The 24,167-nt window shown below is 69.6% G+C and carries 22 protein-coding genes; 12 read left to right on the top strand and 10 right to left on the bottom strand.

Annotated elements, in window-relative coordinates:
* Window positions 1–13: 13 nt before the first annotated feature.
* From ACQPWU_RS11145 to ACQPWU_RS11125, 5 genes are all read right to left on the bottom strand, one after another.
* A complete protein-coding gene (locus ACQPWU_RS11145) occupies window positions 14–436 on the bottom strand; it encodes a roadblock/LC7 domain-containing protein (protein ID WP_344986924.1) in 423 nt (140 codons plus the stop codon).
* Window positions 437–457: 21 nt separating this feature from the next.
* Complete coding sequence (locus tag ACQPWU_RS11140; RefSeq protein WP_433438860.1) at window positions 458–3,217, bottom strand: nitrate- and nitrite sensing domain-containing protein; 2,760 nt, start codon at window positions 3,215–3,217, stop codon at window positions 458–460.
* 224 nt (window positions 3,218–3,441) lie between these two features.
* Entirely contained in the window at window positions 3,442–5,667 is a 2,226-nt protein-coding gene (locus tag ACQPWU_RS11135) for a [protein-PII] uridylyltransferase (protein ID WP_433438858.1), read from the bottom strand.
* 121 nt (window positions 5,668–5,788) lie between these two features.
* Window positions 5,789–6,127 (bottom strand): P-II family nitrogen regulator, encoded by a 339-nt coding sequence (locus ACQPWU_RS11130; protein ID WP_043616024.1) that lies wholly within the window; start codon window positions 6,125–6,127, stop codon window positions 5,789–5,791.
* Complete coding sequence (locus tag ACQPWU_RS11125) at window positions 6,124–7,431, bottom strand: ammonium transporter (protein WP_433438855.1); 1,308 nt, start codon at window positions 7,429–7,431, stop codon at window positions 6,124–6,126. Before ACQPWU_RS11125 ends, ACQPWU_RS11130 begins: the two co-directional genes overlap by 4 nt.
* Before the next feature lie 206 nt (window positions 7,432–7,637).
* Between ACQPWU_RS11125 and ACQPWU_RS11120 the strand changes: the two genes are divergently transcribed.
* Window positions 7,638–8,564 (top strand): ABC transporter substrate-binding protein, encoded by a 927-nt coding sequence (locus tag ACQPWU_RS11120; protein WP_433438854.1) that lies wholly within the window; start codon window positions 7,638–7,640, stop codon window positions 8,562–8,564.
* 4 nt (window positions 8,565–8,568) lie between these two features.
* On the opposite strand, the gene ACQPWU_RS11115 is transcribed toward ACQPWU_RS11120, so the two are convergent.
* Together ACQPWU_RS11115 and ACQPWU_RS11110 are read right to left on the bottom strand one after the other, a co-directional pair.
* A complete protein-coding gene (locus ACQPWU_RS11115; RefSeq protein WP_433438852.1) occupies window positions 8,569–9,345 on the bottom strand; it encodes an MOSC domain-containing protein in 777 nt (258 codons plus the stop codon).
* Window positions 9,346–9,374: 29 nt separating this feature from the next.
* Window positions 9,375–10,178 carry an alpha/beta fold hydrolase gene (locus ACQPWU_RS11110; RefSeq protein WP_433438850.1) on the bottom strand — a complete coding sequence of 268 codons (804 nt, stop codon included), beginning with the start codon at window positions 10,176–10,178 and terminating at the stop codon, window positions 9,375–9,377.
* A gap of 79 nt (window positions 10,179–10,257) precedes the next feature.
* Between ACQPWU_RS11110 and ACQPWU_RS11105 the strand changes: the two genes are divergently transcribed.
* Window positions 10,258–10,824 (top strand): TetR/AcrR family transcriptional regulator, encoded by a 567-nt coding sequence (locus ACQPWU_RS11105; RefSeq protein WP_433438848.1) that lies wholly within the window; start codon window positions 10,258–10,260, stop codon window positions 10,822–10,824.
* A 20-nt stretch (window positions 10,825–10,844) separates the two neighbouring features.
* On the opposite strand, the gene ACQPWU_RS11100 is transcribed toward ACQPWU_RS11105, so the two are convergent.
* The 3 genes from ACQPWU_RS11100 to ACQPWU_RS11090 all read right to left on the bottom strand — a co-directional run bounded on the left by ACQPWU_RS11100 (window position 10,845) and on the right by ACQPWU_RS11090 (window position 13,637).
* Window positions 10,845–11,741: a transposase gene (locus ACQPWU_RS11100; protein ID WP_433429273.1), complete on the bottom strand. Its 897-nt coding sequence runs from the start codon at window positions 11,739–11,741 to the stop codon at window positions 10,845–10,847.
* Window positions 11,742–11,830: 89 nt separating this feature from the next.
* The gene (locus ACQPWU_RS11095) at window positions 11,831–12,892 is read right to left on the bottom strand and encodes a glycosyltransferase family 2 protein (RefSeq protein ID WP_433438846.1); all 1,062 of its coding nucleotides are present in this window, start codon (window positions 12,890–12,892) and stop codon (window positions 11,831–11,833) included.
* 25 nt (window positions 12,893–12,917) lie between these two features.
* Window positions 12,918–13,637, bottom strand: coding sequence for a CPBP family intramembrane glutamic endopeptidase (locus ACQPWU_RS11090; RefSeq protein WP_433438844.1), 720 nt, complete (start codon window positions 13,635–13,637; stop codon window positions 12,918–12,920).
* Window positions 13,638–14,021: 384 nt separating this feature from the next.
* On the opposite strand from ACQPWU_RS11090, the gene ACQPWU_RS11085 reads away from it, so the two are divergent.
* The 10 genes from ACQPWU_RS11085 to lanKC all read left to right on the top strand — a co-directional run bounded on the left by ACQPWU_RS11085 (window position 14,022) and on the right by lanKC (window position 24,160).
* Window positions 14,022–14,915, top strand: coding sequence for an LLM class flavin-dependent oxidoreductase (locus ACQPWU_RS11085; RefSeq protein WP_433438842.1), 894 nt, complete (start codon window positions 14,022–14,024; stop codon window positions 14,913–14,915).
* 10 nt (window positions 14,916–14,925) lie between these two features.
* Window positions 14,926–15,966, top strand: coding sequence for a daptide biosynthesis RiPP recognition protein (mpaB, locus tag ACQPWU_RS11080; protein WP_433438840.1), 1,041 nt, complete (start codon window positions 14,926–14,928; stop codon window positions 15,964–15,966).
* Window positions 15,963–16,766, top strand: a complete 804-nt coding sequence (gene mpaM / locus ACQPWU_RS11075; protein ID WP_433438838.1) for a daptide-type RiPP biosynthesis methyltransferase — start codon at window positions 15,963–15,965, stop codon at window positions 16,764–16,766. The genes mpaB and mpaM overlap by 4 nt, the downstream gene beginning before the upstream one ends.
* Window positions 16,763–18,031 (top strand): daptide-type RiPP biosynthesis aminotransferase, encoded by a 1,269-nt coding sequence (gene mpaD, locus ACQPWU_RS11070; protein WP_433438836.1) that lies wholly within the window; start codon window positions 16,763–16,765, stop codon window positions 18,029–18,031. The genes mpaM and mpaD overlap by 4 nt, the downstream gene beginning before the upstream one ends.
* Window positions 18,028–19,236 (top strand): daptide-type RiPP biosynthesis dehydogenase, encoded by a 1,209-nt coding sequence (gene mpaC, locus ACQPWU_RS11065; protein WP_433438834.1) that lies wholly within the window; start codon window positions 18,028–18,030, stop codon window positions 19,234–19,236. The genes mpaD and mpaC overlap by 4 nt, the downstream gene beginning before the upstream one ends.
* Before the next feature lie 16 nt (window positions 19,237–19,252).
* Window positions 19,253–19,453, top strand: a complete 201-nt coding sequence (locus ACQPWU_RS11060; RefSeq protein WP_433438832.1) for a daptide-type RiPP — start codon at window positions 19,253–19,255, stop codon at window positions 19,451–19,453.
* A 49-nt stretch (window positions 19,454–19,502) separates the two neighbouring features.
* Window positions 19,503–19,670 (top strand): daptide-type RiPP, encoded by a 168-nt coding sequence (locus ACQPWU_RS11055; protein WP_433438830.1) that lies wholly within the window; start codon window positions 19,503–19,505, stop codon window positions 19,668–19,670.
* 109 nt (window positions 19,671–19,779) lie between these two features.
* Window positions 19,780–19,965: a hypothetical protein gene (locus ACQPWU_RS11050; RefSeq protein ID WP_433438828.1), complete on the top strand. Its 186-nt coding sequence runs from the start codon at window positions 19,780–19,782 to the stop codon at window positions 19,963–19,965.
* A gap of 7 nt (window positions 19,966–19,972) precedes the next feature.
* Window positions 19,973–21,607: a daptide biosynthesis intramembrane metalloprotease gene (gene mpaP, locus ACQPWU_RS11045; RefSeq protein WP_433438826.1), complete on the top strand. Its 1,635-nt coding sequence runs from the start codon at window positions 19,973–19,975 to the stop codon at window positions 21,605–21,607.
* Between the two features lie 18 nt (window positions 21,608–21,625).
* Window positions 21,626–24,160, top strand: coding sequence for a class III lanthionine synthetase LanKC (gene lanKC, locus ACQPWU_RS11040; RefSeq protein WP_433438824.1), 2,535 nt, complete (start codon window positions 21,626–21,628; stop codon window positions 24,158–24,160).
* The last annotated feature ends 7 nt before the right edge of the window (window positions 24,161–24,167 follow it).

The following is a 24,167-nucleotide window of genomic DNA, read 5'->3' as shown; positions in this document are numbered from 1 at the left end:
CAGTTCCATCACATCACCGGGTCCTGGCGGCCTGGAGTTCAGCCCGGAGGGCCGGCGTGAGTGCCTGTCCGGCCCTGTCCACCAGCAGCGTCATCTGGTACGCCACCAGACCCATGTCACAGTCCGGACCCGCCAGCACCGTGAGCACTGAACCGTCGCTGATCGCCATGACCAGGAGCAGGCCACGCTGCATCTCGACGACCGTCTGCGTCACCGCGCCGCCCTCGAACACCCTGGAGGCTCCCACGGTCAGGCTCAGCAGGCCCGCCGAAACGGCGGCGAGCTGGTCGGCCCGGTCCGGCGGGAAGCCTTCAGAGGCGGCCAGGCACAGGCCGTCGGCCGAGACCACGACCGCGTGCGCGACTCCGGGCGTGTTACGCACGAAGTCGGTGATCAGCCAGTCGAACCTGTTCGCCTCATGACTAAGGGTTGTCACGCATCCTCCCCGGCGGGACGCTTACTCACTCTGTTCCTCCTGTCCACGAACTTCCTGGCGGCCCCGTCGCACGCCCTGCTGGTAACTGGCCATCCGGCTACGCATCCGGTCCGCCGAGATCGGCGGCGTCGGAGCGGGCCGCTGCGGCTGCTGCGGCTGCGCCGGCTGGTTCGCCGTACCGGGAACCAGATTGGCCTTGGGGGTGCGCTTCGGTAGCCCGGCGGCGGTGATGCCGCCGAGGCTGGGCTCGGCGGCAGCGGCCGCCGCGCGCCAACCGGCGTCGGCCGCCGTTCGCCACGCTTCCTCCCCAGAGGGTACGGCTTGCGAGGGCTTGTCCTCACCCCCGCCTACCGACTGCGGCGCCACCTCGCCCGTCTCATTGGGCGGCCTGCGGAACCAGGCGGACTCCACCGACGCGAAGATCGGCAGGTATTCCTCCCGGTCGGCCTCCATCGGCGACACGTCGACCGAGGGCGTCGGGTCCGGCCTGCGCACGTCGTTCGTGGGGTACGACGGGGCCGGCGGAGGCGTCTGGAACGCGCCATTACCAGATGGGTAAGAGCCTGCGCTCGGGAACGAGGGGTAGGCGCTCGAGTCGAACGAGGCCGACTGCCTGCGGTACGAGCCGCCGTCGGTGTCGGCGGTGAAGCCGTTCACGCCTGTCCTGCCGGGGTCCGACTGGAACGGCGCGCTGTCGTACGAACGCGGCTCCGGCGTGCTCTGAGGAGGCCGGTAGCCGTGCCGGGGAGAGGGGCCGCTGGGCCGCCCGCCGCCGTCGAAGGAGTCGAAACTGCCGAACGACCTGAACGTCCCGTTCTGCACAGGCGGGGCCGCCGGGGCCGGCACGGTGCCGCCGCCGAAAGCGGGCCGCTGCGGCAGCGGCTGCTGCTGCGTGCCGTCGCTGATCAGCGAGGGCGGCAGCAGGACCATGGCGATCAGCCCGGCGCCCTCGCCCTTCCTGAGCTGCACCCGGATGCCGTGGCGCAGTGCCAGGCGGCCGACCACGAACAGACCCATGCGCCGCGAGACCGACACGTCCACGACGGGCGGCTCGGCCAGGCGGCGGTTGGCCTCGGCCAGCTCGTCCTCGGTCATGCTGATGCCGGTGTCGCTCACCGACAGCAGCGCGCCGCCGCCCTCGATGAGGCTGCTGGTGACCATGACCTGGGAGTTGCTCGGGGAGAACTGGATGGCATTCTCGACCAGCTCGGCGACCAGGTGGACCAGGTCGTTCGCGGCGCTGCCGAGCACGGAGGTGCCCCGGTGGACCTTGACCTGGACGCGCTCGTAGCCCTCGACCTCCGACAGGGCGGCGCGTACGACGTCGACCAGCTTGGCGGGCTGGCTGCGCCGGCGGGTGGCCTCGTGACCGGCGAGGACCAGGAGGTTCTCGGAGTTGCGGCGCATGCGGGTGGCCAGGTGGTCGAGCTTGAACAGGTCGGACAGCCGGCCGCCGTCCTGCTCGCCCTTCTCCAGGCCGTCGATGAGCGAGATCTGCCGTTCGACCAGCGTCTGGGTGCGGCGCGAGAGGTTGACGAACATCGAGCTGATGTTGCTGCGCAGCTCGGCCTCCTCGCCCGCCAGGCGCACGGCCTGCCGGTGCACCTGGTCGAAGGCCCTGGCCACCTCACCGATCTCGTCGTTGCCCTCGACCTCGATCGGCCGCACGTCGCCCACGGACGCGTCCCCGCTGGCCCGCAGCTGGTGCACCACGTCGGGCAGCCGGAAGCCGGCCACCTCCAGCGCCTCCGTACGCAGCCTGCGCAGCGGGCCGACCATGGAGCGGGCGATGGCCACGGTGAGCAGCAGGACGAGCAGCAGCAGCGCCAGGATCAGGGCGCCCGCGATGATCGCGTTGCGGATCTCGGACTCGCGCAGCTCCTTGCTGCGCAGGCCCACCTCGCCGGCCAGCTGCTTCTCGATCCCGCTCAGCACCTTGACGCTGGCCGTGTTGTCGTTGAACCACTGGTCGCGGCTGCCGTCGGCGGAGATCAGGTTGTCGTTGATCCGCGCGCCCGGCGCCCGGCCGCTGGCCAGCGTGATCGCGCGGGACTTGGTGAGCTGGACGTTCACGTACTGGGTGTTGGAGGTGAGCGCCCTGGACAGCTTGAGCCCGACGTCGGCGCCGGCCTCCGCCCCGACGTCGGAGATGTCGCGCAGCTGGCGGGCGTTGGAGGCGATGAACTGCTCGACCTCCTTGGCGTCCACGCGCTCGGGGTTGTAGGAGGCCTGGAGCAGCTGGATGCGCTGCCTGGAGATCTCCTCCTTGGCCGCCGCGAGCGCGTTCAGGGCGCGGAACTGGCCGATGATCTCCGAGTCGTCCGACAGCAGGCTCAGCTCGTCGTGCAGCTTGAGCAGGGTGTCGGTGAGGAAGTCGTACCGGATGGTGTCGGCCTGGCCCTCGGTTCTGATCTTCGGCAGCCGGCTCAGGTCGTACTTGGCCTGCTGGGCGGCCTTGACGATGCGGGGGCCGTACGAGTCGTCCATCGTGTCGAGGTCGGCGTTCACGGTCTTGACCAGCGTGTCCACCGCCGCCTTGCGCTGGTCGAGCAGCGGGGTGAGCTTCTTGCGCACCGCGCGGCTGGCACCGATCCAGCCGCCCGTGTCACGCTCCAGGCCCAGCGCCTGTACGAGGTCGCGGATGTGGCCCGCCTGGTCGGCTCCGGTCGCCGTGCGGTCGTAGTCGGCGATGCTCTGGACCGACCCCACCACGCGCGCTCCCCCGAGCACGACGCCGGCGATCGTGGGCACCAGGATGAGCGCGGTGAGCCGCCACCTCACGCGCCAGTTCCGCAGGCCGAGGCGTGGCAGTGACCGCTTCCCGCGGTCCCGCTTCGCGGCGAAGCCGCTGTCGGAGTTCCCCGTAGTCACTGCTTCCCGTACCCCTCAATTCGTCCCGCCCACGACGGGCCTTCAAGCCGTCCACAAGGTATCCGCAGCTTCTGACTTAACCGGCATTTCGGACACAATTGTTACAAATGCGACCGGTAGTCGTGTGCTGTTGGTTATCGCAGTGCGGCAAGGACCTGATCGTGGACTTGTGCCCTCTGCGCGGCGTCGCTGAGGGGGCGACCTGCACGATCCACGACATAGAAGACGTCCACCGCCTCCGCGCCGAGAGTCTCTACGCGAGCGGCCCTCACGTCAAGACCACACTCACCGAACGCCCGTCCTATACGCCACAGAAGTCCCGGCTTGTCATGGGCCCTGACTTCCACCACAGTGGCGGTCGCGGAGGCGTCATCGACCAGTGTTACGCGAGGTGGAGCCACAGGCACCCGGGGCGGCCTCATGGAGCGGGCGCGGCGGGCCAATCTCTGTTCGATGTCAAGACGGCCAGCAAGGACGAGACGGAGATCGGACTCCAGTGTCGCAGGGTCGGGCGGAGAGCCGTACTCGGGGATGACCGAGAACTCGATCACCGCCGTGGAGCCCGCGGAGGCGGACGAGGCCGAGCGCACGATGAGCCGGTGCGCGGAGAGCACGCCTGCGGCGCTCCACAGCAGCCCCACGCGGTCGGGTGCGACGACCGTGACCGCTCCCCCGTTGACGCGCACGGCGCCGCCGCCGTGCCTGGCGAGCGCGGCCTGCTCGGCCGACAGGGTCGGCGGCTTGGGCGGCGGCGAGCCGGCCAGCACGGACCTGACGCGGCGCACGAGGTCGGCGACGAGCCCCGCCTTCCAGCTGTTCCAGGCGGCGGGACCGGTCGCGTGCCCGTCCGCGACGGCCAGCGCGGCCAGGAGGTCGAGGACCTCCCGCGTGCCGACGGTGGCGGCGACCTTCTCGATCGTGACGGGGTCGTCGAGGTCCCTGCGGGTCGCGGTCTCGGGCAGCAGCAGGTGGTGGCGTACGACGGTGGCGAGGGTCTCGACGTCCTGCGGGGGCAGGCCGATGCGCGTGGCGATGTCGCGGACCACGACCTCGCCCGTGGCGGAATGATCCCCCGGCCAGCCCTTGCCGACGTCGTGCAGGAGCGCCGCGATCAGCAGGAGGTCGGGACGTGAGACCTCGCGGGTGTGGCTGGCGGCGTTCGCGGCGGCCTCGATCAGGTGCCTGTCGACCGTGAAGCGATGGATCGGGTTGCGCTGGGGACGATGGCGTACGCGTTCCCAGTCAGGAAGCAGTTTGACAAGAATGCCCGCCTGGTCCAGCTCCTCCCACACGGGCACGGCGGCGCGGCCCGCACCGAGGATCGACACCAGGCAGTCGCGCGCCTCCTCCGGCCATGGCACCGGCATGGGAGGCGACTGAGCTGCGAGCACGGACATCGTGGCGGGAGCGAGCGGCAGCCCGGAGTCGGCGGCCGCGGCGGCGGCACGCAGCACCAGCACAGGGTCCTTGCGCGGATTGACACCCCTGGCGAGCACCACCTCGCCGCCGTGCTCGACCACGCTGTCCGCCAGCGGGCGGCGGCCTCGGGGAGCGGGACCTGACACCAGCCTGTCAACGGTCCGCCAGGTGCCGTCGAAGGCGTGGGAGATCGTACGGCCCGCCTCGGCGAGCCTGCGCATGAGCGCCTCGGCGTCGAGCAGGCCGAGCAGCCCGGCCACGGCGTCCTGCTCCTGCAGCACCAGGCGGTCGGTGCCGCGGGCGGTGACGATGTGCAGCGCGTGCCGCACGTCCAGGATGAACTCGTACGCCTCACGCGCCCTGGGGCCCGGGGCCGAGGCGACCCAGGCGGCGGCCACCGCCTGCATGGCCTGGACGTCGCGGAGCCCGCCGCGGCCGTCCTTGAGATCGGGTTCGAGCAGGAAGGCCAGCTCGCCGCTGACCTGGGCCCGCTTGTCGGCGGCGTCGCGAAGCTCGCCGAGCCTGCGCCGGGAGTCGGCCCGCCACTCGGCCAGCACCGCCTCCCTGGCCTTCCTGGTCAGCTCCGGGTCGCCCGCCACGTGCCTGGCCTGGATGAGACCGAGCACGGCCTTCAGGTCCTGCCTGGCGACGCTCACCGCCTCATCGACCGTCCGCACGGAGTGGTCGAGGTTGACCGCGGAATCCCAGATCGGATACCAGATCCGGTCGGCGATCCTCGCCACGTCGGCCCGGCCGTTGTGCAGCAGGACCAGGTCGAGGTCGCTGCCCGGGGCCAGCTCGCCCCTTCCCAGGCTGCCGACGGCGACCAGTGAGACGTGGTCGCCGTCGCTCGCCGTTCTGAAGAGATCCTTGAGCCAGCGGTCGGTGTCCGCGGCCCGCTCCTTGCGGGCCGCGGCGTACGAACGGGCCTCTCCCCTCACTACTGTGCCCCCTTGCCGAGCTCCGCCCGGACGCCGTCGTCCGGGCGTCGCCGCGGATCCATCGTGGATACCCTGTCGTGCTCCGCCCTGACGTCCTTGTCCCGGCTTCGCGCTGTCCAGGTCACAGGGCTTCAGGACCCCGTTCTCCCGTGCGTACACGGATGACGGTGTCCACCGGGACGGACCAGACCTTGCCGTCGCCGATCTTGCCGGTGTGCGCTGCCTTGACGATGACGTCGATCACGTCCTCGGCGTCATCCTCTTCGGCGAGGACCTCCAGGCGGACCTTCGGCACCAGGTCGACCTGGTACTCGGCGCCGCGGTAGACCTCGGTGTGGCCGCGCTGACGGCCGTAGCCGCTCGCTTCGCTGACCGTCATTCCCTTGATGCCGAACTGTTCCAGTGCCGCCTTCACGTCATCCAGCTTGAAGGGCTTGATGATCGCCGTGATGAGCCTCATGCGTCCACCTTCTTGACTGCCGGGGCGGGCCCGTTGGAGGAGGTCACGCCGGAGGCGTAGACCGTGCCGAGGTCGTACCCCGTCTCGGCGTGCGTGGTGACGTCGATGCCGGTGAGCTCTTCCTCGGTGGAGATCCGGAAGCCCATCGTCTTGTCGATGATCTTCCCGAGGACCCAGGTGATGACGAAGGAGTAGCCGCCGACCGCGACCGGGCCGAGAACCTGCAGGCCCAGCTGGCCGACGCCGCCGCCGTAGAACAGGCCCTTGCTCTGCTGGTCCAGGAAGGGGTAGGCGGCCAGGAAGCCGAGCGAGACGGCGCCGATGACGCCACCCACCAGGTGCACGCCGACCACGTCGAGCGAGTCGTCGAAGCCGAGCTTGTACTTCAGGCCCACGGCGTAGGCGCAGATGACGCCGGCGAGCAGGCCGATGAGGATCGCGGCCCACGGGTCCACGAAACCACAGGCGGGGGTGATGGCGACCAGGCCGGCGACCGCGCCGGAGGCGACGCCGAGGCTGGTGGCGTGCCCGTCGCGCATCTTCTCCACGACGAGCCAGGCACCGGCGGCGACCGCGGTGGCGATCTGGGTGTTCATGAACGCCAGGCCGGCCGTGCCGTCGACGGCCAGCTCGGAGCCGGCGTTGAAGCCGAACCAGCCGAACCACAGCAGGCCCGCGCCGAGCAGGACGAAGGGAAGGTTGTGGGGCCGCATCGGCTCCTTGCGCCAGCCCGAGCGCTTGCCGAGCACGAAGCACAATGCCAGGCCGGCGGCACCGGCGTTGATGTGGACGACCGTGCCTCCCGCGAAGTCCTCGATGCCCATCGTGTTGAGCCAGCCGGTGCCCCACACCCAGTGCGCGACGGGGAAGTAGACGATCGTCGCCCACAGGATGCTGAAGAGGATCCACGCGCCGAACTTCGCCCTGTCCGCGATCGCGCCGCTGATCAGAGCGACGGTGATGATGGCGAACGTCAGCTGGAAGGCGGAGAAGACCAGGCTCGGCATGCCGGTGCCGTCGTCCTTGGTGGCGGTGTCCACCAGGCTCTGCAGGCCGAGGGCGTCGAAACCGCCGATCACGTTGTTGATCGCCGAGCTGGCGTTGTCGGTGAACGCCAGCGAGTGTCCGAACAGCACCCAGGCGATGGTCACCGTGATGATGGCGCCGAACGACATCATCATCATGTTCAGGACGCTCTTGGCCCTGGTCATGCCCCCGTAGAAGAAAGCGAGGCCCGGAGTCATCAGCAACACCAACGCGGTGGCCGCGAGCATCCAGGCTGTGGTGCCGCTATCGATCTTCACGACGCGACCCTCCTTACATGTGACGTGTGGCCACAGCGTGTTCGCCCGGGGTTTCGTGGCTCGACCAGGCGTGTTTCACATTCGTGAATCTCGCCGGGGCGGTGTTTCGGCGAAGTTTCGGATTACTCACTGATGCGATTTCGGTTCAGCTATATCGGTCATGCGATACTTAGGGTTGGCTAACCTAAACCGATCAAGGAATACTCATGCGCCTTCGCCTGGCCGTCGCCGCCATGCTCCCCGTCCTCGCCCTCGCCGCCTGCGGGACGTCGACCTCCTCCCAGGACGCGGGCCCGACCCGGACCGTCAAGCACGCCATGGGAGAGACGAAGGTGCCGATGACCCCCAAGCGGGTCGTGGTGCTCGACACGGACAAACTCGACACGATGGTCTCGCTCGGCATGGCGCCCATCGGCGCGGCGCAGGCTCAGGAGAACCAGAAGTGGCCCGCGTATCTCGGCTCGGCCCTGTCGGCCACCAAGGCGGTCGGCACCCTTCAGGCCCCGAACATCGAGGCCATCATGGCGCTCAAGCCGGACCTCATCCTGGGCACCAAGTTCCGCCAGGCCGCCTTCTACGACAAGCTCAGCAAGATCGCGCCGACCGTGTTCACCGAGAAGGTGGGCATCACCTGGAAGGAGAACTTCCTGCTCGACGCCGAGGCGCTGGGCAAGAAGGACCAGGCCCAGCAGTTGCTGTCGGGGTATGAGAAGCGGGCCGAGGAGGTGGGGGGCAAGTTCTCGAAACTGCAGGTGAGCATCGTGCGGTTCATGCCCACCGAGATCCGCATGTACGGACCCGAGTCGTTCAGCGGCATCGTGGTGGGCGACGCCGGCATCCCCCGGCCCGAGGCGCAGCAGCTGGCCGACCAGCAGGACAAGCGCTTCGGCAAGCTGAGCCAGGAGAACATCGCCAAGGCCGACGCCGACGTGATCTTCTACACGGCCTACGGGGACGCCGCCGCCAAGTCACAGGCAGCGGTGACCGGCGGGCCGCTGTGGAAGAACCTGAAGGCGGTCAAGTCGGGCAACGCGCACAACGTGGACGACGAGGTCTGGATGACCGGGATCGGCGTCACGGCCGCAGGCAAGATCCTCGACGACCTGGACAAGTACCTGACGCCCCTGGCCTGAGCCGTCACGGGTGGCGAGGAGCGTCGAGCCGCACCCGGTCGCCCTTCTTGATCCGGCCGGGCCGCAGCACTCGCGCGTACACCCCCGCGCACGGCTGCGGCCCCATGTCGAACACCCGCACCCGGTTGTGCCTGGCCACTGTGCGCAGCGCCTCGGCGTCGCGCTCCAGCGGCCCGTGCGCCAGGGTCGGCACGGCGCAGCGCGGGCTCGCCACGATGACCTCCAGCACCACCTCGTCACCCACGTGCAGCTCCCGGCCCACCCAGTCGTTCTCGGGGAAGCCCTCCTCCTCCGTCCCGATGACCAGGTTGGGCCGGTAGCGGAGGGCTTCGACGTGCCCGCGCGGGCTGAGCGCCCCGATCCGCCCGACGGCGGAGGTGGTGATCAGGTGGATCGGCGCGAAGTCGAAGAACGTGCCTTCGGGGGCCGCGCCGCCGAGCCGGCCGACGGTGTGGGGGACCTCCGCGTCGATCCCCTCGGCCAGCACCCGCTCCGGCACTGAGCGCTCGAACTCGGCGCCCTCCGGCGGCACGTCGATCAGCCGCACCTCTCGCCCCAGCAGCTCCGACAGCTCCTCGTCCGCCGGGACCCGGGCACCTTCGATCATCAGCAGGCCGCGCCAGAGCCGCGGGTTCTTGGCGCTGGCGATCTTCCCGGTCGCGACGTCCAGCACCGCCCGCGCCCGGTCCCCGGCGAGCCCGCGCCCGGTGACCTCGCTCTCGGGGATCTCCTCCCCCAGCATCGACTTGACGGGGTAGCGGCGCAGTGTCTCCAGGTGCATGCCGCCGATCTTACGGCTGGGGCGGGTGCTCAGGACTGGGCCCAGAACCGGCGCAGATGCGGCACCAGCTCGTCCGCCCGCTCGTCGGGGAAGAACAGCCTCCCGCCCTCGATCTCGACGACCTCCTTGACGCCGGGGATCGTGTCACGCAGCCAGCGGGCCCAGCTCACGTCGAAGAACACGTCCCCCGTGCCCCAGACCACCAGCGTCGGCACGGTCAGCACGGTGAGCTGCGGCTCGATGGCGACCAGGTCCTTGGCGTCGATGGAGGTCAGCATCCGCTCGAAGGCGCGGCCGCCGTCGGGCTTGGCGAAGATCGGCCGCAGGAACGCGTCCACCAGCTCCGCCGGGTCGTCGATCCGCTCATAGCCCTCGCCGAAGGCGGTCTGGGCCAGCAGCTCCGGCTGGTCCAGCACGACCGCGGTCAGCGGGGCCAGCTCGCCCCTGGCGGCCAGCTCGACCGTGGGGATGAACGCCTCGGGCGGGGCGTTGGTGTGCACGTCGCAGTTGGTGAGGGTGAGCGTACGCAGGCGCTCGCGGTGGCGTACGGCGAAGACCTGGGCCACGGCGCCGCCGGTGTCGTTGGCGACGAGATCCACCTCGGTGAGCCCGAGACCGTCGCACAGCTCCTCGACGGCCTCGGCCAGTGCAGGGATCGACAGGTCGTCGCGCGGGGCGCTCCCGCCGTGCAGCGGCAGGTCGATGGCCACGCAGCGGCGCTCGTCACGGAACGCCTCGATGACGTGGCGCCACAGGTACGAGCTGGTGCCCACGCCGTGCACGAACAGGCTGACCGGCCCCTCGCCCACGTCGACGTAGCTGATGCCGTCCATTGGTACTCCTTGGATTTTACAGACCGACTGTCGGTCTATGAAATTACCGACGGACAGTCGGTTTGTCTAGAGTGGTCACATGAACCTCAAGGCGGAGCGCGGAGCGGCCACCCGCGACAGGGTCCTGGCGATCGCCACGCGGCTGTTCGCCGAGCGGGGCTACGACGACACCTCGATCGAGGCGGTGCTGCAGGAGTCGGGGCTGAGCAGGGGTGCCCTGTACCACCATTACGCGGGCAAGGACGCCCTGTTCGAGGCGGTGCTGGAGGCCACGGAGTCGGCCATCGGCCGCAAGATCGTCGAGGCGGTCCGCGGCATCGCCGACCCGGCGGCCGCCCTCCGGGCCGGCGTCCTGGCCTGGATCTCGCTCGCCGGCGATCCGGTCATCAAGCGCCTCGTCCTCATCGACGCGCCGTCGGTGATGGGGTGGGAGCGGTGGCGTGCCATGGAGGAGCGCTACTCGTTCGGGATGCTCAAGGCCGCGCTGGAGGCCACGGGGGCGGTGCCCGCGGAGTTCCTCGACCTGCACGCGCACATGCTGCTGGCGGCCGTCAATGAGAGCGCGCTGCTGGTGGCCAGGGGCGGCGACCACGACACGGCCGTGGCCGCCGTCGAGGAGTTCCTCCGCCGCGTCCTCGAAGGCTAGATCGCTGATGTGAATTTGGGTTAGTGGTCGTAGGCGGTCAGGGACCGTTTCACGGGTGCGTCGGTGTTCCAGTTGTGCCAGATTGCGGCGTTGAGGGCGAGGATGCGCTGGCTGATACGGGCCCAGAGGCCGTCGGGGTGGCGGGCGTTGTGGCGTTCGAGGCCGAGCTGGTTCTTCAGTGTCCAGATGATCGCCTCGATGCGCTGGCGCAGCCAGCCGGGAAAGGGCAGGGCGCGTGCAGGCTCGTCTTCGCGGGTCGGCCGGATCAGGAGATGACCCAGATCGGCGGCGGCCTTCTCGATGCCGGCTCCGGCGAATCCCTTGTCGCACACGATCGGGCATGGCCCGTCGGCTATCTGGTGGACGTGCAGCAGGTGCAGGGCCTGCTTGCGTTCATCGAGCTCTTTGGGGTGGGCCAGGCTGAAGCCGGTCACCGCGCCATCAGCGGTAGTGATCAGCATCAGCTTGGCGCCCCAGTAGAAGGCGTGGTGGGACTTGTCCATGCCGTATCCGGCGATCTCACCCAGGTGTGATCTGTTGACCGTCACTCGCGAGGCGCCGCAGCGGATCGGGGTGCCGTCCATCAGCCGCAAAGGCTCGTGCCAGGTCGGGACCTGGCGGGCCAGCCACAACGCCGCCGCCGACATGGCCGGCCCCAGATCACGCAGTTGCCGGTTGTACTGCGACTGGGACGGCAGCCTGGGGAACAGGTGCCCGATCCGGCTGGCCGCCATCCGCATCCAGCGGCGTTCGTCATCACACCGCAGCAGCACCTGCGCCACTGCCACGACCACCGCCTCGGCCGGGGTCAGCACCGGCGGCCGGCCCCGTCCGCGAGGCCGTCCCCGCGAAGGCATCACGTGATCGTCCAGATGCACATAGAGTGCGGTCAGGAGGGCGTCTAAGTCAGTCTTCACACACCGACAATGGACGCCCTTCGTCACGCCCGCGGCCGATCACCAAAATTTCACATCAGCGATCTAGGAGCCGGCCTCCAGGCCGGCGATCACTGCGCGGTGGCGCGCCGGCTTTCGAGCACGTCGGCGTAGAGCGCCATCTGGTGACGCATGACCTTCCGCGTCAGGTCACCGATGCGCTCCGCGTGCTCCGCGGTCATGCTCGACACGAGGTGCACCAGAGCGACGTACCCGTCCCTCTGCACGATCGCGATGTCGGGCCACAGCTCCTTGCTGGTGATCTGCGTACGGGAAACGGTGTCGACCAGCGCCTTGTCGATCTCCGCCCAGTCGGTGTGCCAGCCGATCGGCACGGCCAGCTCTCCCCTGGCCGCCATCGAGCCGTACCAGGCCCGTACGTCCTTCAGCATCGCCTCACGGGCCGCCTCGACGCGGCGCAGATCCTTCAGCGCCCGGTAGGCGGCCCTCGCGGCCAGCATGCTCTCGAAGCGGGCGATCTCCCAGCCGTGCTCCGTGACCACCATCGACTGACGCGTGCCCGGGTCGACGAGTTCCAGCACCGTGGGCTCCGCGACCGTCTGGCAGCGCGCGCCCGCGTCCGCCATCCGGAGCCACAGGTCCCAGTCCTCCAGGCCGGTCATGGACACCCGCCAACCGCCGACCTCTTCGGCCAGCCCGGCGACATGAGCTGCCTGCGTCGGCTCGAACACCGCGTGCGTCACCTGGATCTCGGGGTGCCAGCACAGGAGGAGCGGCGGCGTGACGTCCAGCACCGCACCTGACGCGTTCACCTTGGTCGCGGCCGTCGCCGCGAGCTGGGCGCCGCCGGCCAGCGCCCCGGTCAGGAGCTTGAGATGGCGCGGCAGCCAGCGGTCGTCGTGGTCGATGTAGGCGATGATCTCACCCTTGGACTCGGCCAGGCCGATGTTGCGCGGCTCCGAGGGATGACCGTGATGGCGGGTGCGCAGCAGGCGGATCCGTTCGTCCCGCTCGGCCAGCCTACGCACCACCTCGTCGGTGTCGTCGTCGCTGCCGTCCGAGACGACGATCAGTTCCCAGTCACGCAGCGTCTGCGCCTGCACCGACGCGATGGTGCCGGCGATGGCGGCGCCGCGGTTGTAGGCAGGACAGATCACCGAGACACGAGGCACGAAGGCTCCTCTCCACTGAGGCCCGTCAAGCCTTGGCCGGCGCGGGCATCTTCACGCGACCGGGATGAGGTATCAGGACGAGCGCGATGATGTCGATCATGATATGGACGCCGATGGGCGTTACGAGACTGCCGGTACGCAGGTACATCAAGGTGAGTCCGGCACCGCTCACGACTGCCATCAGCGTGCCCACCGGTCCCTGGTAAATGTGACCGATCGCGAACACCGCGACCGAGACCGCGGCTGCGACCGGCAGATACAGACCCAGCTCACGCCCGAGCCCGATGAGCAGCCCGCGGAAGACCACCTCCTCGCAGACTCCGGCGGAGACGGCGAGCATGACGGCCGGCCCGCGCTCTCGGGGGGTGCGCGCCATCAGCCCGGAGACGCCGCTGTGCCAGGGCAGCATGACGCCCTGATTCCCTAGCCAGCGCAACAGCAGCACGACCGGCAGCATCCCCAGAGGAAGTCCCAGCAGCGCGCCGTACGCCACCCCGGGGTCGGCCGGCTCCTTGATGCCGATGTCGGCCGCACCGATCGCCGGCGACAGGGCCACGATGAGGATCGCCACCGCTGCCCACACCCACATTTCCGCCGACAGGGCGGTGTAGTAACGCGGGCGGGAAACCTCGCCGCCCATAAGGCGTGGATAGGCGCGCCGGCCGAGGAAGGGGGCGATGACGGCGAGGTAGAGGAATAGAGCGGCGGCGAGCACCCAGGCCAGTAGTGCGGACTCGAATGGCATGGCTCCCTCTCAGAGCTCCGCAGAGCACGACCGGCGCGGGACGATGCAGGAAGCCACGCGCCAAGTCAGAAGTACGTGGTAGATGGCACGACCACTCCCCCTGGAGCGGCTCTCCCGCCAGTGTGTGCCGACGCGAGGGCACCGACCAGACGCCGAAATCATCGGCACCGTATGACATCTGTCATCCATATCCGCGGACCTGCGTGAATGCCGGCGAGGAAGCGGCGGGGAACTCAGCCCAGCGTATAAGTGCGAAGTAAGCAAACACCTCGACAAACGCCGGAACATCGCACGATGGACTGACTAATGACGAAATACTCGGTACTCATCCCGGTTGTTCCACGACGGCCGGAGCAAATCCTTCCTTTTGCCGCGCTGGTGGGCATGACCCCTGCTCATGCTCTGTGGCAGGGGCAGGCGACGCTCGTCGAGCCGCACCAGAGTTTCGCCTACGCGGCCGGCGCCGGATTCCGCTTCCCCGTGGGCTTCGGTGTCACCCTCATGCCGCTGCGGCACCCGTACGAGGCCGCTCTGCAGGCGCGGTCGGTGGCCATGCACACGGGTCACCCCGTCGTGGCCGGTTTCGGCCCCGGTCCGAAGGGTTTCCAAGAAGCCTTGCTCGGCAAGCCGTACCCGAGCCAGCTCACCGCGGTCAGAGAGTACGTAACCGTGGTGCGTGGCCTGCTCGGCGGCATGGTCGACTTCCACGGCGAATACTTTTCGTACAGGGGCATGCTGCCGCCCGCCGTGACACCCAAGATTGAGATCGGGCTCGGGGTGCTCAGGCGCGGCATGGCCAGACTCGCCGGCGAGGTCGCCGACGTCGCGGTGACGTGGCTGACCCCGCCGGCGTGGCTGGGTGACTCGATCGTGCCCGCACTACGTGAAGGTGCGAAGGCGGCGGGACGGGACATGCCCCGGGTGGCCGCGATGGTGCCCGTGGCGCTGCGCCGTCCCGACCGCACCCCGGCGGAGCAGGCCCTGGCCAGCAACTCGATGCACCTGCAGGCGCCGCACTACATCGACATGCTGCGGAAGGCCGGCGTGGGGGTGACGGGGAGGAACACCGCCGCCGACGCGGCGGCTCTCGTCGAGGGTGGCGCGTTCGTGAGCGGCGACCTCGAACAGGTCCTGACGAGGCTGAAGGAGTTCGAGCACGCGGGTGCCGACGAGATCATCCTCAACCTGACGGGTGTCTACAACCTGCAGGGGCCCGAAGAGACGACGAACGAGCTCAAGTCCCTGCTGGGGGCGCTGACCGGTCAGAAACTGCGCTGAAGGGGAAACCGTGACCTCGACAAAGCGAAACCTCATGCACTGGGCCACCGGCCAGGCCCCGGCCCCCGGCGAGCCTCACCACGTCTCTACCGTCGTGCTGGAAGACCCCGGTTACCTGCACTCGCTCCGGAGATCCGGGATCGTGGGGCCCACAACCGTGGTCTTCCTGCCCGGCGGCCCCAGCGACGCGTCAGGCCCGGTGATCGTGGGGTACGCCGGTTCGCTGCTCGAGGCCGGGAGCGAGATATCGATCAGCGAGTCGTTCTTCCTGCAGACGCAGGACTACGCCACCAGTGAGTTCATGTCGGTGCTCGGCCCCACCGCCATCAGGATCTTCAACCAGGCCGACTTCGAGCTGTTCCTCGACGACGCCGACCGGGCGAAGGCCGAAGGGGCGTTCCGCGAGTTCCTGATGCATCCCGCGGTACGGCTTGCGGACCTGCCGGCGCTGGGCGCGGGCACCGACCGTGACGGCCCGCAGCACCGCCTGTTCGTCAGCGCCGACGGCACGATATCCACCTCACCCACTGGGCGCCCGATCGGCCACGCGGGCGACGACCTTCCCTCTCTCCGCAAGGAGTGGGCCCGGCTCAACGCCGAGAGCGACCAGCCGTGCGCGGTCTGCCTGGCGGCGGCGGTACCGGAGGAGCAGCGGGCAGCCGAGCTCGCGTCTCGCCCCTGGTTGGGCCGCTACCACAGCGCGATCGCGGCCACCCAGGACCTGCTGGCCCGCGGCGAGAGCGACATCCGCGTCTCCGGGTTCGGCGGCCGGCTGGTGCGCGGCCTCGAGGAGGTCGACGACCCGGCCGACATGGCGGCGCCGGACCTGCCGCAGCTGCTGTGGAGCGAGTCGTCCGCATACGTGTACTCGCCGGGGGCGGCGCGGACCTTCAAGGTGGAGCACCGGGCAGGCCAGCTCGTCGAGGCGCTGCTGGTGCACGGATCAGCGGAGGCGGCCGCCGAGCACGACGATCCCGCGGGCCTGGCACGCGTCACGGCGTTCTTCGAGAAGGCAGGCGTGCGCTTGACCTCGGGGAGGGTGGCCTCGTGACATCGTCGGACGCTCCCCCGCTGCCCCGCCGCGTTCGCGCCCTGCTGGCCGAGCTCAGAGACCGCGCGATGGTGTGCGACCTGTACAGCCAGGCGGGCTCCGGCGTCTATCACGACCTGTCCCTCACCGACACCCAGGAGGTGCGTGAGCTTGTCGGGCTGGTACGCGGCCTGCCTGGTCCCGTGCTCGACCTCGCCGCCGGGTCGGGCCGGCTGACCCTGCCCATGCTGGCGCTCGGCAGGGAGGTGACCGCGCTGGACCTGTCGGAGGGCCTGCTGGTCTTGCTGAAGGAGCGGCTGGCGCAGGCGCACAGAAGGTTCGCCGAGCGTTGCTCCGTGGTCCATGCCGACATGCGCGATTTCTCGCTCGGGCAACGATTCGGCGTGGTCGTCCTGGGCACCTCGTCGATCTCACTGCTCGACGAAAAGGGCCGCGACGCGCTCTACTGCGCGGTCCGCACTCATCTGCTTCCGCAGGGCCGCTTCCTGCTGTCCACTCTCGATCTGCACGCCCCGCCCGAGCAGGAGGAGGCCGAGTTCGTCTTCACCGGTGGAAGCGGCCGGACCTATCGCTTCTTTGAGCGTCGGGCTCCCGGCGAAGGGCGTCGCGTGGTCGCCATCCTTCCCGAGGAGACGGAGGAGCCGCTGACCGTCTTCACGACCACGGTCGCCGTGCTCCCGGCCGATCAGCTGGAGACGGAGCTGGCTGCGCACGGCTTCGCGCTGCGCTCCCGCACCCCGCTCGGCGACCAGAAGGGCAGGCATCAGGAGGTTCTCCTCGAAGCCGAGGTGGCCACATGACGGCCACGACCTCGCCGCTCTGGCCCGCATTGCTGCCGCCGGACTCCCACGGCTCCGACGAGCTCTGCACCGTCTCCGCGAAGGGGGTCAGAGTCCGCTTCGCCGACGGCCGAGAACTCTTGTGCGGCACCAGCGGCCTGTGGAACAGCCACCTCGGGTACGGCAACGCCGCCATCGCCGAGGCGTCGGCGAACGCGCTGCGCGAGGCGTCTTACCTGAACGTCTTCCGCTACGAGAACGTCTATGCCCGTGAAGCGGCGGCGGCCCTGGTGAAGCTGTGCGGCTCCGAGCACTACGGCCGGGTGATCTTCTCCACCTCCGGCGGCGCGGCCAACGATGCCATGACGAAGGTGACCAGGCAGTATCACGCGCTGTCCGGCGCCCCCCAACGCAAAATCGTCATCGGGCTGCAGGGCAGCTATCACGGTCTCACCTTCGGCGGCTTCGCCCTCACCGGCGAGGACCTCGGGCAGCGGATGTATGGGGTCGACCAGCGGCTGACGCGGCACGTGCCGCCGAACGAGCCAGAGGAGCTGGAACGACTGCTGTCCAGACTGGGCGGCCAGGTCGCGGCGATTGTGGTGGAGCCGGTGCTGGGTAGCGGCGCGATCCCGTTGACCGAGGACTACGTCGCCGCACTGCTCCGGCTGCGGCGCGAGCACGGTTTCCTGCTGGTCGCGGATGAGGTCGCCACCGGTTTCTGCCGTACCGGGCCTTTCTTCGCCACCGAGGAGTGGCCGGAGCCGCCCGACCTGCTGATCACCTCCAAGGGCCTGACGAACGGCACGTGCGCCGCCGCCGCCGTGGTGGTCTCACACCAGGTTGCCTCGGCCTTCACCACTGCGGGTTCCGTGCTGGCGCATGGCGAGACCCAGGCGGGCACCCCCGTGATGTGCGCTGCGATCCTGGCCACGATCGAGGAGATGAGACGGCTCGACGCCGAGGGCATGAGCAGGCGGCTGTCCGCACTCCTCGACACCGAGCTGGCCGCGCTGGAGTCCGATCACCCGCTGGTGACGGAGACGACGGGCAAAGGATGCTTCCGTGCGATCCGCCTGCGCACTCCCGAAGGCATCTCTCTCCCACCGGCCGAAGTGCCCGCGGTGGTCACGGCGATCCGCAGGGCCGGCGCGATCGTGCATCCCGGGCTCAACGGCGTCCAGCTCTTTCCCGCGCTGACCTACACGGAAGCCAACCTGCGCGAGCTCATGGAGTGCGTGCGCAAGGGGCTGTCGGCGCACGCCGCCCAGGCGGTGGGCGCATGACACATGTCCTGTACGGCACCGCGGGCCTGGCCTCCTGGCTGGCCACGGCCACGGATCACGGGGTGACCCTGCTCGTGGACGCCGTCGTCGCCCAGAACCCGATCATGGACCGCATCCGCCGTGAGATCGGGAAGGCACGGCGCCACGAGACGCTCATCGAGCTGGACGGGCCCGGCGACGTGGACAGCGTGCACAGGCTGGCCGCCCAACTGACCGGCACGGGACTGGTCCTGGCCGTCGGCGGCGGCTCGCTGCTCGACCAGGCCAAGCTGGCGTCGCTGCTGTGCGGTGACCGGGACGCGCACCGCCGCCTCACGGTACGCCAGCGCAGCGGCATGCTGATGCTGCCGCCTTCCGCCGAGCGCGCCTTGCCGCTGTTCGCCGTGCCGACGACGCTGGGCACCGGGACAGAGGTCAGCATGGTCGCGTGCCTGGCCTACCCGGAGGGCAAGCGGCTGATCACCGGCGACTGCCTGCGACCGGACCTGGCCGTGCTCGACCCGGTGGCCACCGCGACGCTGCCGGCGGAGCTGGTCTCCGAAGGCGTGCTGGAGGTGCTCTTCAGAATCACCAGCGGATACCTCGGTGACCACGAGGACCGGCCCACGGAAGACGCGCTGGTCGAAACACTGGCCGCGCTCGTGGTCCGGGAAGGTTACGCGGCGGCCCGCGCCCTCGCGGCGGGCGGCCGGCTGGGCGACGCGCTCCTGCTGGAGATCGCCAAGCTCAGCGGTCTCACCCACAACGAGATCCTGCACGTCGGCAGGCCCGCCTACGCCAACAAAGGCTGGATGATCGCCAACGAGCTGTCCACCGGGCTCGGGACGAGGAAGATGTCCGCCATCGCCGTCGTGATGCCGGAGCTGTGGCGGCGCATCGCCGGGGGCGATGACCGCCTGGGCTCGGCCCGGCGGCTGGCCAGGCTCTGGACACGGCTACGCGCGGCGGCCCCCGCCGAGCTCCCCGCCCACCCGTGGCAGGGCATCATCACCGTCATCGACGCGTGGGGCGTGAACAGATCGCTCCGCGCCGACACTGCCACGCTCGACGCGATCGCCGGCCGCACCGTCCGTGCCTGGGGCACGGGGCTGCCCATGCTCGGCGCCCTCACCAGGGACGACATCAACGACTTCCTGACGTGCGCGGTCCTTCCTGCCGCGCCTCACGACTCCCGCGTCACAGGGGCGCGGGTGATCACCACATGAGAAAGGAGGTGTGCTCATGAGCGCGACGCTCTCCCCCGAACTGGACCTGCTCCCCCTTGAGCTGGGGATGCAAGAGCTGGAGCCGATGGATGCTCCGGGCTTCTGGTCCGGCTTCAAGATCGGCGTCACCATCTCGGTTGGCACTGCGCTGTTCGGAAGCGCCGTCTTCGGCGCCACCGTGGCCGCTGCTGTCGGCTCGGTCGTCATCTCGACGTGAAACACCTGACACCACGTCAGCCACAACACAGCCAGAAAGGAGGAAGGCCATGGATTCGATGACGGACCTGCCCCTCGAGCTGGGCATGCAGGAGCTCGAGTCGATGGAGGCGCCCTTCTGGGGGACCTTCTTCGGCGTCGGAACCGGAATCACTGTGGTGACCGCGGTCGGGACAGTGATCTCCTACAGCGTCGCCACCGTCCTGACCATCACCTGACGGTGTCGCACTCGAGCTTGATGCAGGAGCTCGAGGAACGGTGACTGGCGGTGCGGTGGCGACGGACACGCCGCCACCGCACCGCCCATATCTCTCACGAAGGTGAGGCATGATGAACTCCGCTTTGGCGTGGCAGATCGCCGCGGGCCTGGCGTGTGCCGCGGCGCTCCTCGTGATCGTCAACATCGATATGCCGGAGCCACTGCGCATCGCCCTGATGATCATCGATGTCGTCGCGTCCATGGTCGTCTTCGGCCTCTTGGTCGCCACAGCCCTCCGCCAGCGCAATGGTTGAGCAGGACATGACCACCATGCGGCGGAAAGAGCCGGACCTGGCCGTTCCCGCCAGACCCAGACTCGCCGAGGACGTGCGAGTGCACCCTCCGTCAGCGGCCGGCACCCCGTGGATCGTCGAACGGCCCGGCGCCTACCTGAGGGTGGGAGCCGACCTGGCCAAGCTGGCCGGCGCCCTCGACGGCGCTCGCGACCACGAGGAGCTCCGCGCCTATCTGGGCCCGCAGTGGACCGGCGAGTCGCTGGCCTACGCGCTTGGCCGGCTCAAGCAGGCCGAGCTCCTCCACGACGGGCTGCACAGGAAGCCCGGCGTCAGGTGGCTGAAGTTCGTGCCGCCCCTGACGGTCCAGATCACGCTGCTGCGCCCCGCGCGCCTGCTCGCCGCCTGTGCGCCGCTGTTCGCCGCACTGGCCAGGCGCGGCTGGGGAGTGGTCGCGGCGATGCTGGCGCTCGGCGGTCTTGCCGGGCTGGCACTCATGAGCGGGACACTGGCCGACACGCTGAGCCGCCCGCTCCCGCTGCCGGTGTACGCGAGCGTGGCGGGCGCGACCTACGCCGTCATCATGCTCCACGAGCTCGCCCACGGTGCGGTGCTCACCTATTACGGCGGGCGACCGAACCGCATGGGGTTCATGCTGCTGTACCTGCTGCCCGCGTTCTTCTGCGACGTCTCGGACGGCTGGCGGCTGGCTGAGGGGCGACAGCGCGTCAGGGTGGCGCTGGCGGGCGCCGCCACTCAATTCGTGACCGCCGGGTCGGCGTCGCTGGCCGCCCTGTTCACGCCGGACTCCGACCTCCGGACCGGCCTGGTGCTCTTCTCCGCGCTCAACTACACCAGCGGACTGCTCAACCTGCTGCCCTTCATCAAGCTCGACGGCTACCTGGCGCTGATGAGCCACCTGGACATCTCCGACCTGCGCAAGCGAGCGATGATCGACGCCCGGCGGTACACCGCCAAGCTGCTGTTCGGTGGGCGATACGAGCGGGAGCTGCCGCAGGTGCGATGGGCGGTGCCGTACGGGCTGGCCTGTCAGCTCTTTCCGATCTACCTCGTCGGCTGGATGGCACTCTCTCTCTGGGGCGACCTGCTGCGGAGCTTCGGAGTCGTCGGGACCGTCGCGCTGCTCGTCATCGTCGCCGTGCTCCTCGGCCGTCTCTGCCACGGCCTCCTGCTGCGCATGCGTGAGGCGAGGCAGGTGGGCGCGCCGGCGTGGCGGGCCGCCCTCGTGACAGTGGCCGTCGCCGGCGCAGCCGCCGCGCTGCTGACGCTGGTGCAGGTGCCGTATTCGGTGACCGGCGGCTACCGCTACCAGTCGGGCCGGGCCGAGTTGGTGCTCAACGCCGACGCCGGCCCCGACGTGCTCAGGTCAGGTGCGACAGTCCAGCTGCTGAGCAACGGAGTGGTGTTCAAGGAGCGCATCGGCACGGCCAGGATCGCCGGCACGCAGGCGCGCCAGACCTCCGTACCCGTCTCCGTCATGTTGCCGGTCCGCACCGACCTCGAACTGCCCGGCACCGTCGACAGCTACCCACTGGAGGTGACGGTCGCGCCGTCTGAGAGCCAGGGCGCGGCCCGGATCGAGGCAGGCCACCGGCCGCTCGGCGTCTGGCTCTACCTCACCTATGTCTCTGCTGCCTGGTGACGAACGGAAGTAACAGTCATGGAGTTCTTGCGATACATGGAGCACTCCCCTCCGGGGGTGCCTTTCTACGACGTCGTCGAGCGGAGCCCCGACCAGGGGTTCGCACTCACCCGCCAGCCGGCGCCACAGGGCTGGCAGCGCGCAGAGAACTCGGAATGGGCCGTTTACCGTGCCCCCGCCGAGAACCCGCTGAAGCAGGGCTGGAAAATACACGCGTCGGCCACGCCGGAAAACGCGGAGAAGATCCTCGAGACGGTGTGGGACTATTGCATACCGCGGGAGTTCAGTTTCAAATTCCTGAAATCCCCGAGCGTGCTCGCCGCGAGAAATGGCAAATACGGCGAGCGCGGTAACACGGGCAAGTTCATCACCATCTATCCCGCCGACGACCAGCAGCTCGAACAGATCCTTCGCGAACTCGGCGACCTGCTGGAGGGCGAGCGCGGACCGTACATCCTCAGCGACCTGCGCTGGCGCTCTGGGCCGCTCTATGTGCGCTACGGCGCGTTCGTCGAGCGCACCGTCAAGGGCGAGAACGGCGAGACCGTGTATTGCGTCGAGGACCCGGACGGGCGGCTCGTGCCGGACGTCAGAGGACCGTCGTTCCGCCCGCCGGAATGGGCGCCCCTGCCCGCCTGCCTGAACGAAGCGGTGACGGCCAGGAACGCGGGCACACTGCGCGACTTCCCCTTCCGCGCGACCAAGGCCTTCCACTTCTCCAACGGCGGCGGCGTCTACTACGCCACCGACACCAGGACAGGTGAGGCCGTCGTGATGAAGGAGGCCAGGCCGCTGGCGGGGATCGACTCGCAGGGCCGCGACGCGGTCGCACGCCTGGAGCAGGAGCACTGGGCGATGCGGAAGCTGGAAGGGCTGCCCTGGATCCCGAAGGTCATCGACTACCGCATGGGGCACGAGCACTACTTCCTGGTCCGCGAATACGTGGAGGGCCGGCCGCTCGCCAAGGAGATCAACCGCCGCAACCCGCTGATGCGGGAGAAGCGAGGTGCCGGGGACTTCGCCACCTACACCGAGTGGGCGATGAAGATCATCGCAACGGTCGAGGAGGCCGTCGAGGCCATGCACGAGCGGGGCGTGGTCTTCGGTGACCTGCATCCGGCGAACATCCTGGTCCGCGACGACGACACGATCGCCTTCATCGACCTGGAGGCTACGACGGAGGCGAGCGACGACGCCTCGCAACCGATGGCCGCGCCGGGTTTCGTCGCCCCGCCCCCCTACCGGGGCACGGCGGTCGACCGCTACTGCCTGGCCTGCCTGAAGATCTCGGTCTTCCTGCCGATGACCGCGTTGCTGCCCTGGGGAGCCGACAAGGGCGACCGCCTGCTCCAGGCCATCACCGACCATTTCCCGGTGCCCGGCGACTTCGTCGAGCGGGTCCGCGGCGACCTCGGGCCGGACGCCCACTGGGCCCCGCTCGCCGGCCTGACCGCCGCGCCACCGCCGCTGAGCTGGCCGGAGCCCGGTCCTGGCGCGTGGGCGGAGCTCAGCGCGCGCATCGTCGGCGGCATCCTGGCCGAGGCCACTCCCGAGCGGGTGGGCCGCCTCTACCCCGGCGACATCGGCCAGTTCGCCGGGCTCTTCGGCGGGGTCAACTTCGCCCACGGCGCGGCGGGCGTCCTGTGGGCGCTGCGGCAGGCCGGAGCCGACATCCCTGAGGAGCACCGGCGGTGGTTCGCTGACCGCGCAGGTTCCCTCAAAGAAGCACCGCCTGGTTTCTACGACGGCTGGTGCGGCATCGCCTACGCGCTGGACGAGCTGGGACTTCCCGGCGAGGCCCGCCAAGCCCTCGATCGGCTGCGTGGCATGGAGCCGGAGCAGGCGCCTGTCGGCGGGCTGTACTCGGGGCTACCCGGAATAGGGCTGACGCTGCTGCACTTCGCCGCCAAGACCGGCGACAGCGAGCTTCTCGAGAAGGCGCAGGCCCTGGCCGAGTGGCTGATCGAGCATCCACTACCCCTGCGGGGTCCGGTCCTGCCCGGCCTGATGCACGGCGGAGCGGGCATCGCCCTGTTCCTGCTGCGCCTGCACGAGACCCGTCCCGATCCCCGGCTGCTCCAGCATGCGGAGACGGCGTTGCGACGCGACCTGAAGGTGGCGGGCGTGGGCGGGCCGCCCCCGCCGATGGAGGCGCCGTGGCGTGCGCCGGTGCTCGGCTCGGGTGGCGCGGGCCTGGCCCTGGTGGCGGACCTGCTGATCGGGCACTACCCCGATCCCGAGCTGATCGAGCTACGCGACGAACTGCGCCGCGCGGTGGACAACCACGTCGTGACAGGCGCTGGGCTGTTCACCGGCCGGGCGGGGGTCCTGCTGACGCTGGCGAACCTGACCGGAACCGTACGCGCGCGCCACCTGAACGACCTGGCCTGGCACGCCGTGGCACGTGACGGGCACATCGCGTTCATCGGCGAGCAGTCGCTGCGGCTGTCGGCCGACCTGGCCACCGGCGCCGCCGGCGTGCTCTTCGCGCTCCACTGCGCGCTCAACGACGACCGCGCGGGACTCCCGTTCCTGCGCCCGCAGAACCGGTAAAGAAGGG

This window comes from Nonomuraea sp. CA-141351 (genome assembly GCF_050944675.1).
Lineage (GTDB): Bacteria > Actinomycetota > Actinomycetes > Streptosporangiales > Streptosporangiaceae > Nonomuraea.
This window is presented reverse-complemented; position numbering and strand designations above follow the sequence as displayed.

Coding starts and splice junctions, on each gene's coding strand:
- ACQPWU_RS11130 (WP_043616024.1), bottom strand. CDS start 6,127: ATGAGGCTCATCACGGCGATCATCAAGCCCTTCAAGCTGGATGACGTG.
- ACQPWU_RS11120 (WP_433438854.1), top strand. CDS start 7,638: ATGCGCCTTCGCCTGGCCGTCGCCGCCATGCTCCCCGTCCTCGCCCTC.
- ACQPWU_RS11115 (WP_433438852.1), bottom strand. CDS start 9,345: ATGCACCTGGAGACACTGCGCCGCTACCCCGTCAAGTCGATGCTGGGG.
- ACQPWU_RS11110 (WP_433438850.1), bottom strand. CDS start 10,178: ATGGACGGCATCAGCTACGTCGACGTGGGCGAGGGGCCGGTCAGCCTG.
- ACQPWU_RS11105 (WP_433438848.1), top strand. CDS start 10,258: ATGAACCTCAAGGCGGAGCGCGGAGCGGCCACCCGCGACAGGGTCCTG.
- ACQPWU_RS11090 (WP_433438844.1), bottom strand. CDS start 13,637: ATGCCATTCGAGTCCGCACTACTGGCCTGGGTGCTCGCCGCCGCTCTA.
- ACQPWU_RS11085 (WP_433438842.1), top strand. CDS start 14,022: ATGACCCCTGCTCATGCTCTGTGGCAGGGGCAGGCGACGCTCGTCGAG.
- mpaD (WP_433438836.1), top strand. CDS start 16,763: ATGACGGCCACGACCTCGCCGCTCTGGCCCGCATTGCTGCCGCCGGAC.
- mpaC (WP_433438834.1), top strand. CDS start 18,028: ATGACACATGTCCTGTACGGCACCGCGGGCCTGGCCTCCTGGCTGGCC.
- ACQPWU_RS11060 (WP_433438832.1), top strand. CDS start 19,253: ATGAGCGCGACGCTCTCCCCCGAACTGGACCTGCTCCCCCTTGAGCTG.
- ACQPWU_RS11055 (WP_433438830.1), top strand. CDS start 19,503: ATGGATTCGATGACGGACCTGCCCCTCGAGCTGGGCATGCAGGAGCTC.
- ACQPWU_RS11050 (WP_433438828.1), top strand. CDS start 19,780: ATGATGAACTCCGCTTTGGCGTGGCAGATCGCCGCGGGCCTGGCGTGT.
- mpaP (WP_433438826.1), top strand. CDS start 19,973: ATGACCACCATGCGGCGGAAAGAGCCGGACCTGGCCGTTCCCGCCAGA.
- lanKC (WP_433438824.1), top strand. CDS start 21,626: ATGGAGTTCTTGCGATACATGGAGCACTCCCCTCCGGGGGTGCCTTTC.